Annotated in this window: 13 protein-coding genes; 12 read left to right on the top strand and 1 reads right to left on the bottom strand. The window is 38.0% G+C overall.

Translation table 11 applies throughout. The features are described 5' to 3' along the window. Positions 1-9: 9 nt before the first annotated feature. Genes fmt through HMPREF2758_RS00400 form a run of 7 tightly spaced genes read left to right on the top strand, consistent with a single transcriptional unit; the run spans position 10 to position 7,393 of the window. Positions 10-993, top strand: coding sequence for a methionyl-tRNA formyltransferase (gene fmt / locus HMPREF2758_RS00430; RefSeq protein ID WP_070608476.1), 984 nt, complete (start codon positions 10-12; stop codon positions 991-993). A 1-nt stretch (position 994) separates the two neighbouring features. Further along, complete coding sequence (gene rsmB, locus HMPREF2758_RS00425; RefSeq protein WP_070608474.1) at positions 995-2,359, top strand: 16S rRNA (cytosine(967)-C(5))-methyltransferase RsmB; 1,365 nt, start codon at positions 995-997, stop codon at positions 2,357-2,359. An 8-nt stretch (positions 2,360-2,367) separates the two neighbouring features. After that, entirely contained in the window at positions 2,368-3,141 is a 774-nt protein-coding gene (locus HMPREF2758_RS00420) for a Stp1/IreP family PP2C-type Ser/Thr phosphatase (protein ID WP_070608473.1), read from the top strand. Continuing rightward, positions 3,134-5,119, top strand: a complete 1,986-nt coding sequence (gene pknB / locus HMPREF2758_RS00415; RefSeq protein WP_070608471.1) for a Stk1 family PASTA domain-containing Ser/Thr kinase — start codon at positions 3,134-3,136, stop codon at positions 5,117-5,119. The genes HMPREF2758_RS00420 and pknB overlap by 8 nt, the downstream gene beginning before the upstream one ends. 20 nt (positions 5,120-5,139) lie before the next feature. Next, positions 5,140-6,075 (top strand): ribosome small subunit-dependent GTPase A, encoded by a 936-nt coding sequence (rsgA, locus tag HMPREF2758_RS00410; RefSeq protein WP_070608469.1) that lies wholly within the window; start codon positions 5,140-5,142, stop codon positions 6,073-6,075. Then, the gene (rpe, locus tag HMPREF2758_RS00405) at positions 6,076-6,738 is read left to right on the top strand and encodes a ribulose-phosphate 3-epimerase (RefSeq protein ID WP_070608467.1); all 663 of its coding nucleotides are present in this window, start codon (positions 6,076-6,078) and stop codon (positions 6,736-6,738) included. After that, entirely contained in the window at positions 6,731-7,393 is a 663-nt protein-coding gene (locus HMPREF2758_RS00400) for a thiamine diphosphokinase (protein ID WP_070608465.1), read from the top strand. The genes rpe and HMPREF2758_RS00400 overlap by 8 nt, the downstream gene beginning before the upstream one ends. A 54-nt stretch (positions 7,394-7,447) precedes the next feature. Here the strand turns inward: HMPREF2758_RS00400 and rpmB are convergent, their stop codons facing one another. After that, positions 7,448-7,636 (bottom strand): 50S ribosomal protein L28, encoded by a 189-nt coding sequence (gene rpmB, locus HMPREF2758_RS00395; protein WP_006907473.1) that lies wholly within the window; start codon positions 7,634-7,636, stop codon positions 7,448-7,450. Between the two features lie 200 nt (positions 7,637-7,836). Between rpmB and HMPREF2758_RS00390 the strand changes: the two genes are divergently transcribed. The 5 genes from HMPREF2758_RS00390 to acpP all read left to right on the top strand — a co-directional run bounded on the left by HMPREF2758_RS00390 (position 7,837) and on the right by acpP (position 13,355). Next, complete coding sequence (locus HMPREF2758_RS00390; RefSeq protein ID WP_006907474.1) at positions 7,837-8,193, top strand: Asp23/Gls24 family envelope stress response protein; 357 nt, start codon at positions 7,837-7,839, stop codon at positions 8,191-8,193. A gap of 19 nt (positions 8,194-8,212) precedes the next feature. Further along, complete coding sequence (locus tag HMPREF2758_RS00385; RefSeq protein ID WP_070608463.1) at positions 8,213-9,895, top strand: DAK2 domain-containing protein; 1,683 nt, start codon at positions 8,213-8,215, stop codon at positions 9,893-9,895. 84 nt (positions 9,896-9,979) lie between these two features. Then, entirely contained in the window at positions 9,980-12,022 is a 2,043-nt protein-coding gene (recG, locus tag HMPREF2758_RS00380) for an ATP-dependent DNA helicase RecG (protein ID WP_070608461.1), read from the top strand. Positions 12,023-12,040: 18 nt separating this feature from the next. Further along, the gene (gene plsX, locus HMPREF2758_RS00375) at positions 12,041-13,039 is read left to right on the top strand and encodes a phosphate acyltransferase PlsX (protein WP_070608459.1); all 999 of its coding nucleotides are present in this window, start codon (positions 12,041-12,043) and stop codon (positions 13,037-13,039) included. Between the two features lie 67 nt (positions 13,040-13,106). Continuing rightward, complete coding sequence (gene acpP / locus HMPREF2758_RS00370; protein WP_006907479.1) at positions 13,107-13,355, top strand: acyl carrier protein; 249 nt, start codon at positions 13,107-13,109, stop codon at positions 13,353-13,355. The last annotated feature ends 12 nt before the right edge of the window (positions 13,356-13,367 follow it).

The following is a 13,367-nucleotide window of genomic DNA, read 5'->3' as shown; positions in this document are numbered from 1 at the left end:
GGGATTTGAGTGAAAAAAGTTATTTTTATGGGAACGCCTGAGTTTGCAGCAACCATTCTACAAGGATTAGTCGAAGATGTTGATGTGCATGTGCAGGCAGTTGTTACGCAACCTGATCGTCCAGTAGGTCGAAAAAGGGTTTTGACACCACCACCGGTAAAATTACTAGCCCAATCGTATCAAATCCCTGTTTATCAACCAGAACGGCTTCAGGGTTCTAATGAACATGCTGCTTTGCTCAAATTAGGTGCGGATTTGATTATAACGGCGGCCTATGGCCAGATACTCCCTAAAGATATACTGGATAGTGCTAAAGAGGGCGCTATTAATGTCCATGCCTCTTTGCTTCCTAAATATCGGGGTGCAGCCCCTATTCAGTATGCTATTTGGCAGCAGGAAGAGGAAACCGGAGTATCAATCATGGCAATGACTGAAAAGTTGGATGCAGGAGCTATTTATGCTCAAACTAGTCTTGCAATTCAAGAACACGATGATGCCGGCAGCTTATTTCAAAAATTAGCTTTAATAGGCAAAGAATTGTTGCTCTCTACCTTGCCTAAAATATTTGAAGGAGCAATCCAACCAGTGGAACAAGAGGAAGATCAAGTTACTTATGCACCAGTCTTGAAAAAAAGCGACGAAATCATTCAATGGGAAAAAACAGCGATTGAAATTGATCATCACATTCGTGCTTTTAGGCCCAATCCAACGACCTATACATTTTTATCAGGCCAACGCGTAAAAATTTGGGATGGACATCCAGTTCAAAAAACGGATGTGATGAATCGGTTAACGACAAAAGAGTATAGCCCAGGAACGATTGTTGCAAGTGATGATCAAGCTTTTTATGTCCAATGTGGCAATCAGACCTATTATGCTGTCGAAATTTACCAGCCTGCTGGGAAAAAGAAAATGCCTGTTTCTGAATTTTTGAAAGGACAAAATTTAAAAGAATTTATTGGTCAACAATTTATGAGTGAAATAGGGGAATAATATGAAAGTAAAAGTCAAGGCCAAACATAAATTAAAATCTTATTTAAGATGGGATATGTTATACATTTTGGATAAGATTGACCAGGGTGGTGAATATTCAAATGTGGTCCTGGATCGCTATATTCAAAATAGTAAGCGAGATCAACGTGATATAGATCTTTTGGTTAGAGTTGTATATGGAAGCGTTCAACGACGTAAGACGCTTGATTTTTTAATCGAACCATACATACAAGGGAAAAAAGTGGATTCTTGGGTTCGAAGTCTTTTAAGAATGTCAGTTTTTCAAATGGTCTATTTAGACCGTATTCCTAATTATGCTATTGTTGATGATGCAGTAACGATTGCTAAAACGAATGGGCATCAAGGACTTGGTAAATTTGTGAATGGTGTATTACGCCAGTTTATGCGTCATCCACTGCGTTCTATAGAGCTCATTAAAGATCCTATTAAACGTCTTGCGATTACTTATTCAATCGATGATTGGCTTGTCGAATATTTCTCCAAGCATCTTTCGGAGGAGTCATTAGAACTATTTTTAGCGAGCCTAAATGAGGAACCTCTAATCAGCGTTCGGATCAATCCTTTGAAGATCACACAGAAACAAGCTATCGATTGGTTTAATTTGCGAGGGACGCCGGTTGAAGGAAGTCCAATTTCAAGTTTTGGGTTACGTTTTGAAAAGAAGACACCGATTCACTCTGATCTATTTAAAGAAGGTGCTTTAACCATTCAAGATGAATCTTCCATGTTGGTAGCTCCACTTGGACAATTGAAAGGGCATGAAAAAGTTCTGGATGCCTGTGCAGCACCTGGGGGGAAAGCAACTCATATTGCTAGTTTACTAGACAACGGGCATTTATGGGCTCTAGACATTTCCAAACGCAAGTTGAAAATTTTGTCTGATCATTTAGATCGGATGAACTTGAGCGATCGGGTAACATTACACGCAACGGATGCTCTGAAGTATTCTCCAGATTTTCAAGATTTATTTGATGTGATATACTTAGATGCACCCTGTTCAGGTACTGGACTGATGCGTCGGAAACCAGAAATTAAATACCGAAAAGATCAAACATCGATTGACTCACTTTGCCAAATTCAAGATCAGCTGCTGGAGAAAGCTGCTAGTCTTTTAAAACCAGGAGGTCGATTGATTTATTCAACATGTTCTTTGGTATATGAAGAAAATGAGTATCAGGTTCAAAGTTTCCTAAAAAAACATTCAAATTTTAAGATAGATCCTGTAAAGGAAGAAGAGGGTGTGCCTAAAAAGCTCTTAACCGAAGAAGGGTATATCCGGGTGTGGCCTCAGGTTTATCATACAGATGGCTTTTTTATTAGTCGATTCATAAAATCAAAGGATTGAGGTGGAAGATGGAGATCGTAGTTCATACGCATATTGGTAAAAAGCGGACCAGCAATCAAGATTACGCAGATTACTTTGTATCACCGGGAAAACAAGCTTTACTTATTCTCTGTGATGGCGTGGGTGGCAACCTAGCTGGAGATGTGGCGAGTAAAAAGACAACGGAGTTTATTGGTCAACATTTTTTAACTCTTAAAGATCCATTGGATCTTGTACAAATGAAAGACTGGTTACAGGTAATTATGAGTCAGGTTAACCAATATATTAGTTTAGAGGCTCAAAATAATGAGGACCAACATGGAATGGGGACGACACTTGTATTGGCGACACAGGTCGAAGATCAACTTCTTGTTGCACATGTGGGAGACTCAAGAGCTTATGCATATAATAATCAAGGCCAGTTAATTCGTCTAACGGATGATCATTCTTTAGTGAATGAGCTGATTCGATCAGGTCAAATTACCCCTGAAGAAGGAATTAATCACCCACGAAGAAATGTGGTTACTCAATCGATTGGGCAGCCTGTTGATTTAAAAACGGAAGTGAATAATTTTTCGGTTGAAGATCTCCGTCTATTGTTACTATGTTCAGATGGATTAAATACGATGGTAAGTGACGAAGAGATTCAAGCCATTATTCACTCCACTATTGATTTGTCAGATCTCGATTATTTAGCGGATCGATTAATTGAAGCGGCTAATGAAGCGGGTGGGTTAGATAATATTACGCTGATTTTAGCCAAGGAATTTAGAATAAGTGGGGAGGAGGAGTGCCATGATTGAAATACATGATAAATTATCGAATCGTTATGTTTTGAACGCTTTGATAGGTTCTGGAGGAATGGCTAATGTATTCTTGGCACACGACCTTATTTTAGATCGAGATGTAGCTGTCAAAGTTCTTCGATATGACTTTCAGGATAATCAAGATGCAATAAAGCGTTTTCAACGTGAGGCTATTTCTGCTAGTCAATTACTTCATCCTAATATCGTTGAAGTTTATGATGTTGATGAACATGAAAAGCAGCAATATATAGTAATGGAATATGTGAAAGGACAAGATTTAAAATCATTTATTCGTGAACACGCGCCGGTTCAACTAGAACTTGTTGTATCCATTATGAGTCAAATTGTAGCTGGTATTGATGCTGCTCATCGCAATCGGATTATTCACCGTGATATTAAGCCACAAAACGTCTTAATTACAGATCAAAATGTGGCAAAAATAACGGACTTTGGGATTGCTGTGGCTCTTTCTGACACATCAATTACTCAGACCAATACTTTATTGGGTTCGGTACACTATCTATCTCCAGAGCAGGCCAGAGGATCTGCAGCAACTACCAAATCAGATATCTATGCTATGGGTGTTGTTTTATATGAATTAATCACTGGTAAAGTTCCTCATGATGGGGAATCGGCTGTATCGATTGCTTTAAAACATTTCCAGGAACCTTTTCCAAGGATTAAAGATCAATTAGATTATGTTCCTCAAAGTCTAGAAAATGTGGTATTAAAAGCGACCGCTAAAGATGCAGAAGACCGCTATAAATCAGCTCAGGAAATGTTGAATGACTTGACAACCGCTTTATCGCTTAAGCGCATGAACGAGCCAATATTTACCCCAGGCAAGACAAAATCAAAGGAAACTTCTCATAAAGATTCTCAAAAACTTTTGGAAGAAGCACCAAAGGCAGAAGAGCTAGTAGCTCCTGAACCTTTAGATGAAACACTTTATGCAGGTTATGACTATTCTGATAATCTAAAAAAATCTCAAAAATGGGTAAAAGGGTTTAAATATTTCTTGTCTGCCTTGTTAATATCTCTGGTAGGATTAATGTTGTTTTTTGCTTATCGAATGGTTATGGGGCGAGTTAATGTGCCTGAACTGACGGATTTAACTCAGGATCAAGCACAATCATTATTGGCGGATTTTGATTTGATGCTAGGTAAAACAGAGGTAGTTTACGATGAAACTGTTCCACAAGGCGAAGTGATCGAGACGCAACCAAAAGCGGGGGAACGTGTTAATCGTCATTCATCAGTAGACATTGTGATTTCTGATGGTAAGCCCCGTGTGAAAATTGGTAATTATGTGGGTAGAGACTATGAACCTGTAAGACGAGAATTGATCGATTCTGGATTTATCGTTGATTTACGTTATTTGGCTTCAGGGTCCGATGAAGCAGGCAAAATTTTAGAGCAATCGATTCAACCAGGGCAGGAAGTTGTTGCTGAAGATTCGACCATTACTTTAGTGATTGGCTCAGATTCTAAAGATACCAGCATGCAAGACTTTTATAATTTGTCATTGGATATGGTTTATAAGTTTGCTGATGCGTATGGCTTATATATTGAGGAGTCTTATGAGTATCATGACTATATACCTAAGGGTCGAGTTATTCGTCAAGATCCTCTATCAGGTACGCCTCTAACTGCTGGTGATACCATTCATGTGGTTATTTCTCAAGGAAAAGAAGAAAAGCAAGAATTAAAGGTAAGTCAAAGTTTTTATATTGAATATGTTCCTCAATATGCCAAACAAGATTATCAAAAAGAAAAGCCACTACCTAATAAAATTCAAGTTTTTATTGGAGATCAGCGAAATAATATCAATAATGTCGCTAAGGAATTTGAGATTACTCAGTCACAAGAATTAGAGATAACGCTCTATATTCCCGATGACGGATATGGACAATATCGAATTGTCCGTGATGGTGAAGTGATTGAAGAAAGTTCAAGTGTATATCTTAATTCATAATCTTATATCTAGGAGGGGCTATGGTAGAAGTGGATAAAAAAGTTCTAACGGGAATCATCTATCAAGCTGTAGCAGGTTTTTATTATGTGTGGTCAAACGGTCAATCCTATACAACTAAGCCAAGGGGGAATTTTCGTCATCAAAAATTAAAACCTTTGGTGGGAGACTATGTCCAATTTGAGATGGATTTAGAAGATGATACATCTGTAGGACGAATATTTAAAATTGAGCCTCGCAAAAATAGGCTGCTACGCCCACCCATAGCAAATGTCGATTATGCTCTATTAATGCTCTCTTTAAAAGAACCCGATTTTTCCTATAATCTATTAGATCACTTTTTAGTGTTACTTGAGTCCTATAAAATCAAGCCGATTATTCTTTTGAGTAAAGTTGACTTATTAAAAGGGTCTATTTCGCCTCAAAAAGCTGAGGACCGGATACAGGAAATTATGACACTTTATCAAAATATCGGTTATTCAGTGATAGCCTTGGATAGGACTGGGCAGAATGACCTAAGTCCTTTAATTGATAAAATTCATGATGGGGTTTATGTGGTTATTGGACAATCAGGAGTTGGGAAGTCGACCTTATTAAATCGTTTGATTCCTAATTTAGAATTAGAAACATCGGCGATTTCGCAGTCATTAAATCGAGGCCGGCATACTACAAGACAGGTGAGCCTGTATGCTTATAAAGATGGCTTAATCGCAGACACACCAGGCTTTTCGTCGATTTCCTATGACCATTTATCCCTCGAAAATTTGTCCTTGTGTTTTCCTGAAATTAAAGAAGCAAGTTATGGTTGTCGTTTTTCAACCTGTGTTCATCTTAATGAACCTCATTGTCATGTGAAATCCATGGTTGACGAAGGCAAAATTGCTGAGTCCCGTTATCAAAATTATCTATCTCTTTATCAAAAATTGGCGGAACGTCCAAAAAATTATAACAGAAAGTAAGTGACTATCATGAAAATAGCACCGTCCATGTTAAGTGCAGATTTTAATCAATTAGCAGCCGATATCCAACGAATTGAGCGGATGGGAGTAGAGTATCTTCATATTGATCTTATGGATGGACAATTTGTTCCTAATATCTCCTTTGGGCCGATGGTTTATGCAGGTTTAAGAAAGAAATCGAATTTGGTCTTTGATTGTCATATGATGGTTGATCGACCAGAACGATATATTAAAAGTGTTGCAGAGGCTGGGGCGGATATTATCACTATTCACCAGGAAGCGTGCTTGCATCTTCATTCAGCACTTCAACAGATTCACCAGTTAAACAAGAAGGCAGGAGTTGCAATTAACCCGGCTACTTCGGTTGAGTCTATTATTCCGATTTTAGATATGGTAGATCAAGTATTGGTAATGACGGTAAATCCAGGATTTGGAGGCCAAGCTTTTATCCCTTCCACATTGAAAAAGGTCGCTCAGCTAGCCAAAATACGCAATTCAGAAGATTTAAAATTTGAAATTGAGGTGGATGGTGGTGTTAATGACCGTACAGCTCGAGACTGTGTTAAAGCTGGCGCCGATGTGCTAGTAGCAGGGTCATACATCTTTAATCATGAAGATCCTCAACAAGCGATTGATCAATTAAGGAGCGCTTCGGATGACTAACATTGTCATAGTTGCTGGCGGTCCTAATCCAGATCTGAGCTGGTTATTCGATCTTGATGCGAAAGAAAACTATTCTATTGGAGTGGATAGGGGAGCCTGGTTGCTTAAAAAAGCAGGCCTTCCCCTTGATTATGCAGTCGGAGACTTTGACTCTATTTCAGAGGATGAACTAAAGCAGATTCGCCAATATGCTGGGGAGTTTGAGCAATTTCCTCCCGAAAAAGACGACACTGATTTAGAATTAGCCTTACTAAAGGTTTTATCGATGACAGAGATAGGGTCGGTTACTATACTAGGGGGAATTGGTAATGGTAAGGGGCGAATAGATCATCTCATAGCCAATTTCTATTTAGTCTATCAAGAACGATTTAGAAATCTGATTGAGAAAATCCATTTTTTGGAAGAAAAGACGTCTATCCGCTTCTATTTACCAGGTGATCACCTAATTGATCCCTTATTCCAAAGCCCATATGTATCAGTTGTTGGACTAACTCCTTTAGATAGGTTGACTTTAAAAGGGGTGAAGTATGAGTTGGACCATATACGAACCAATCATCCTTGCGCTTATATTTCTAATGAATTTTTAGTGGATCAAGATTTTATATTGAGTTTTGAAAAGGGTATTATTGGAGTGATTCAGACTATTGACAAATAAAAAGAGATCTTTCATTTTGAAAGATCTCTTTTTTATAGACTGGTAATTAAGGCCTTAGGCACGTTCTACCTTGCCTGATTTTAAAGCACGAGCTGATACCCAAACCTTTTTAGGTTGACCATCAATCATCACACGAACTTTTTGTAAGTTGGCGCCAAAACGACGTTTTGATTTGTTCATAGCGTGCGAGCGGTTGTTACCTGAGACAGCTTTACGTCCAGTGAAATAACATTCTTTAGCCATAGTCTAGCCTCCTTCTTCTGCTAGCAAATGAATTGCTTGATTTCATACTTGAATAATTTACCATAATTTCGCATGAGTAGCAAGTTTTGAATATAAATAATGGATTATTTTTCAAGATTACTATTTAGTCAGTGAATAATAGATGATTCTACGGCTAGTTTGTGCTAAACTGATAAAGATATCAAAAAGGAGGTATCAGAATGGCTATTAATATTCAAACTCCTAACGGAGAAATAACGCTCACCAATGATGTGATTTCAATTGTCGTTGGAGCAGCTGTTACTGATAATTATGGTGTTGTGGGAATGGTTAGCAAACACTTCTTCCGTGACAATTTAACAGAAATTTTGAAAAAAGAAAATTATTCCAAAGGAGTGGTTATCACTCAAGATGGAAGTGACATCTCTGTAGATATTTATATTGTGGTATCTTATGGGACAAAAATTTCTGTCATCTGTCAGAATATACAACAAGCTGTTAAATATAATGTTGAACAACTTTTAGGCTTTGAACTCGCTTATGTCAATGTTCACGTTCAAGGCGTTAAGATTGACTAATTGCTTTAGGAGGTAAAGTGTGAAATTAACAACGATGCAAGCATCTGAATTCAAAAAAATGTTTATGACAGGTGCTGACAACTTAGCAAATAATGTTGATTTAGTGAATGCATTGAATGTCTTTCCTGTCCCAGATGGGGATACAGGTACTAATATGAATATGACTTTTCAATCTGGTGTTGCGAGCATGATGGAATCCTCGACTCATTCAGTCGGTGAATTAGCAACTAAAGTAGCTAAGGGGCTTTTGATGGGCGCAAGAGGTAACTCAGGTGTTATTCTTTCTCAGATTTTCAGAGGCTTTTCTCAAGCAATTGCAGACCTAGAGTCCCTCGATAGCCAAAGCTTTGCAAAAGCTTTTATGGGTGGAGTAGAGTCTGCTTATAAAGCAGTTATGAAGCCAGTTGAAGGAACTATTTTAACGGTTGCCAGAGAATCCGCTCTACGTGGAGAAAAGAAAGCTCAGCAAACTGAAGATATCGTTGAAGTGATGGAATCCATTGTTAAGGGAGCTCAAGAGTCTCTGGATCATACACCGGAATTATTGCCAGTTTTAAAGCAAGTAGGTGTTGTGGATTCTGGTGGTAAAGGTTTACTTTGCATTTATGAAGGTTTCTTAGCTTCTTTAACTGGTCAAAACCTTTCTGAAAAGGAAGAAGCTTCAGTCAATCAACATGCTCATGCTATTTTTGAAGAAAAGAATGAACATCCAGTAAGAATGGAAGACATCACTTTTGGCTATTGTACTGAGATTATGGTGCGTATTAGCCAAGATTATTCAAAACATCAAGTCTTTAATTATGAAGACTTTCGTCAAACATTGAATAAAATGGGGGATTCTTTATTAGTTGTCGCTGATGATGAGATTATTAAAGTTCATGTTCATACGGAAGATCCTGGTAAAGTGATGCAATTAGGTCAAAGTTATGGTGAATTAATTAAGATTAAAGTTGAAAATATGCGTGAACAGGTGCGGAGCCTTGAAGCAAAAGAAGAAGCTTTGAAGCAGCCTAGTGATCAATTGCCAGAACATCCGATTCAAGAAAAAGAATTTGCTATTATTGCAGTCGCATCGGGTCAAGGATTAATTGATTTATTTAAATCAATGGGCGTATCCTATGTGATTGCAGGGGGTCAGACGATGAACCCATCAACGCAGGATTTTGTTGAAGCAATGGATCAAGTCCATGCTAAAAACATTTTGATTTTACCAAATAACAAAAATATTCAAATGGCTGCTGAACAGGCAACCCAAGTTGCTCAGGTACCGGCTAAGGTGGTAGCAACTAAGTCGATTACCCAAGGAATTGCAGCAATGTTGATGTTTAACCCAGAAGCATCCATTGAAGAAAATCAAGAAATTATGCAAAATTATGCTCAAAGCACCGCGTCAGGTCAAATCACAACAGCCATTCGAGATAGTCAGATTAATGATATTTCAATTAAAGAAAATGACTTTATGGCTATTCTTGATGGAAATATTATTCTAGCTGATGAAGATCTTTCCTACGTGTTAAAGACTTTGATTTTAGAGATGATCGAAGATGATTCGGAATTAGTAACACTCATTGTGGGAGAGACAGGCTCACAGGCACTAGCAGATGAAATAGAAGCTGTCTTACAAGAAAGTCATCCTGATATTGAAGTTGAAGTGATTCAAGGGGATCAACCTGTTTATCAATATTTTGTTTCGGTGGATTAAGCATAGTGTACTTTAAGTTAGGGACGGATTTAAAAGCTTGATCGGAGCTTTTACCGTCCTTTTTTCTATAAAAAGGAGGCAGATATGTGCCAATCGAACATAAAGGACATAAGGATTGATCAAGTTAAGGGTGTTGGTCCTAAAACTGTTCAGAAATTTATCCAACTGGGGATTGAAACAGTGGAAGACTTATTTTTTCATATTCCTTTTCGTTATGAGGATCTGCAAGAAAGAGAAATCACTAGTCTTTTAGACCAAGAAAAAGTGGTGCTCAGAGGGACAGTAGTATCGCCACCGCTTGTAACTTTTTATGGAAATAAGAAAAGTCGCTTATGGTTTAAAATGGCGGTCGATGAATATAATATTATTTCAGTTGTTTTCTTTAACCAGCATTATCTAAAGAATTCAATTGTTTTAGGTGAATCCGTAGCGGTATATGGAAAGTGGCAAGCGAATCGTCAAGAATTGCTTGCTATGAAGCTTTTGGGTAAGCAATCAAGTCAAGACTTTTCTCCAATTTATCGAACCATTCAAGGTTTGAAACAAGGTCAAATCCAAAAAATTATCAGACAAGCTTTTGTAGATTATGGATCATTGATTGAAGAGGATTTGCCGGATTATGTGAACGGGTATTTTGACTTACTGCCCTTAAATCAAGCACTTTATGCCATGCATTTTCCTGCAAATGACCAAGAGTATCAATATGCAAAGCATAAACTGAAAGTTCGAGAAGCATTTATATATCAATGGCAATTGCAAGGAATGAAACACGATCAAGAAACTCAAAAAGGTTATCAGATTCATTATGACTTAGATCAACTTCGCCAAGCAATTCAAGCCATTCCCTTTGAATTAACTAATAGTCAAAAGAAAGCGGTTAATGCTATTTGTTATGATTTCTTACAAGTGTATCCTATGCAAAGATTACTCCAAGGAGATGTGGGGTCAGGAAAAACATTGGTTGCCTTTCTTGCTATGATAGCTACTGTTTCTGCTGGTTTCCAGGCCTGTTTAATGGCACCCACCGAGATTTTGGCGATTCAGCATCAAGTGGCATTTAATCGTTATTTTGAAGCGGTCGGTCTGCATGCCGAACTATTAACCTCTCAAATGGATCCGACTCAAAAAAGTCAGGTCATTTCAGGGTTAAAAACAGGCCGGATTCGACTCGTGATTGGCACGCATGCTTTGTTCCAAGCGGGTGTTTCATATAAGGATTTGGCTTTTGTGGTAATTGATGAACAACATCGCTTTGGTGTCGGCCAAAGGCAGGCTTTATCTGAAAAAGCGGCGGGTGATTTTAAAGCAAATAACCTACAAATGACGGCCACTCCCATTCCAAGGTCTTTAGCTCAAACTTTGTATGCTAATCTAAATGTTACTAGTCTTGAGGAATTACCATCTGGTCGACAACCAATTGAGACCAAGCTATTAGAAGAAGGACAGATGGACCAAGTCTTTGAATCGATACAAGATCAGGTTGAAAAGGGGCATCAGGTTTATTATGTTTTACCGATGATTCAATCTTCGGATGCAATGACAGACGTAGAAAATGTCGAGAATGTGGCTTTGACTTTGAAGCAACGCTTCCCGAATTATCGAATGGGACTTTTGCATGGACAGCTGTCGAAAGAAGCCCAGTTGTTTTCGATGGACCAATTTAAAAAGGGAGAGCTAGATATTTTGGTTGCTACTTCTATGGTAGAAGTGGGAATGGATGTTCCAAATGCAACCCTTATGGTTATTCAATCTGCAGAACGTTTCGGTTTAGCCCAATTACATCAATTACGCGGTCGAGTCGGGCGGTCGAATCTTTCTTCATATTGTTTATTGGTCGCTCAGATCAAAACTGAACAAGCAAAGAAGCGACTACAGATGATGACGGAAAGTCAGGATGGATTTACTTTGTCCAAGGAGGATCTGAAAATTCGTGGAATGGGGGATATTCTAGGAAGAAATCAAAGTGGCCTGCCTGAATTTCAATTAATTCATCCGATTGAAGATCAAGAACTTTTACTAAATATCTATAAAATGGTAGCCTATCTTCAAAGTCATTTAGAAAATCTGTCAAGTATGGAACAGCAACATTTAAACACTTTATTAACTCGTACAAAAATGGAGTATTAATTGGAGGGGAAGTTAAGTATGATACGTTTAGCAATTGATGCAATGGGTGGAGATCACGCTCCTGAAGTAGTCATTGAAGGGGTAAAACAGGCTCTGGCCACTTATTCGGATATTGAAATTACACTTTTTGGTCCACAAGAAGAGTTGATGTCTCAGTTTGATGATTTGACTCGTTTAGTAATTGTGGATGCCAGTGAGAAGATTACAGGTGAGGATGATCCGGTAAAAACAATCCGTAAAAAGAAAGATTCTTCGCTAGTAAAGGCTGCATATGCTGTTAAAGATGGTCATGCAGATGCCTTGATATCAGCGGGGAATACGGGTGCTTTATTGGCCGCTGGTTTACTTATTATTGGACGACTAAAAGGGATTGAAAGGCCGGGATTAATGCCATTGATCCCAACTATCAATCCATCTTCTCCTTATTTTATTTTGATGGATGCTGGAGCTAATGCTGATGCTAAAGCTATTTACTTATATCAACATGCACTCTTAGCGAATCAATATGCTCAATCTGTCTTAAAGATAGAGACTCCTCGGATTAGTTTACTGAACAATGGGGCAGAATCAGGCAAAGGTGATAAATTAAGAAAAGAAGTGTATGAGCAATTAGAAGCGGACCAAACCTTAAATTTTGTTGGCAATATTGAGTCGAAAGATTTATTAACTGGTAATGTTGATATCGTGATTACTGATGGCTTTACTGGGAATGCTGTTTTAAAATCGCTTGAAGGAACAGCCAAGGCGATTTTTAAACTTTTAAAAGAAGCCTTAGTCCAATCTGGCTTAAAGACGAAAGTAGGGGCATTTTTAGTTAAAGATCGTTTAAAACAATTGGCGCTTGAGTTTGATGATTCTAAGCAAGGTGGTGCGGTCTTACTAGGTGTTAACAACGCTGTTGTGAAGGCTCATGGATCATCTGATGATCAAGCTATCTTTAATGCGATCCGTCAAACTCGAGAGATTGTTCAATCGCAAGCAATTGAAAAGATGAAAAATATTTTCAATAAAAATTAAGATAATAATAGACAGGTTAGAAAAATATCGTTAAAATGAGAGATAACGTTAATTGAGGAGGAAAAAAATGTCTCAAGAGAATACAAGCTTTGAATACATTAAATCACTAATTGCTGAACGTTTTGACATTAATGAAGAAATAATCACTGAAACGATGACATTTGACGATCTTGGTGCAGATTCTTTGGATGTTGTTGAATTTGTGATGGAATTAGAAGACCATTATGGTATTGAGTTTGAAGATGAGAAGATGGAAGAACTCAATAACATCAAAGATGCCGTTGATTATATTGATCAACTTGTAGCCAAGCAGTAAGGCATGACTTTG

Origin of the sequence: Facklamia sp. HMSC062C11 (assembly GCF_001810675.1) — a bacterium.
GTDB classification, from domain to species: Bacteria; Bacillota; Bacilli; order Lactobacillales; family Aerococcaceae; genus Facklamia; species Facklamia hominis.
This window is presented reverse-complemented; position numbering and strand designations above follow the sequence as displayed.